The 458-nt window shown below is 21.0% G+C and carries 1 protein-coding gene; it reads right to left on the reverse strand.

Features of this window, described 5'->3' with window-relative positions:
- Positions 1–109: 109 nt before the first annotated feature.
- The gene (locus ABNX05_RS26260) at positions 110–256 is read right to left on the reverse strand and encodes a hypothetical protein (protein ID WP_349662360.1); all 147 of its coding nucleotides are present in this window, start codon (positions 254–256) and stop codon (positions 110–112) included.
- Positions 257–458 lie beyond the last annotated feature (202 nt).

Raw genomic sequence — 458 nt, forward strand, 5'->3', positions numbered from 1 at the left:
TTATATTTTTTTTTATTATTATATTTTTTTTATTTATTTTATATTTTTTTATTTTTTTTTTTTTTTTTTTTTTTTTTTTTTTTTTTTTTATTTTTTTTTTTTATTTTTTTTATTTTTTTTTTTTTTTTTTTTTTTTTTTTTTTTTTTTTTTTTTTTTTTTTTTTTTCTTTTTTATTTTTTTTTTATTTTTTTTTTTATTTCCCTCATCCCCCCGCCCCCCCCCCCCCCCATAAAGCAATCGTGTAAGCGTATACACGTTTCGTAGAGTTTTTTTCTTTTAACTATTGTATTGCTACTAAAAACATTGGTATAGTGAAGTTATTTGTCTGACGTCTAACTACATACTTTGAGTTTTACATTTATGGCTGTTTTTTAAGTGTCAATAACGGAGCATAATGAGCAAAATATGTCTTTGTAGTTTCGGATATCTAAATCCTAAATATTATCTATATTGGAGG

The organism is Lysinibacillus zambalensis, from assembly GCF_040183165.1.
In the GTDB taxonomy this organism is placed as follows: domain Bacteria; phylum Bacillota; class Bacilli; order Bacillales_A; family Planococcaceae; genus Lysinibacillus; species Lysinibacillus zambalensis.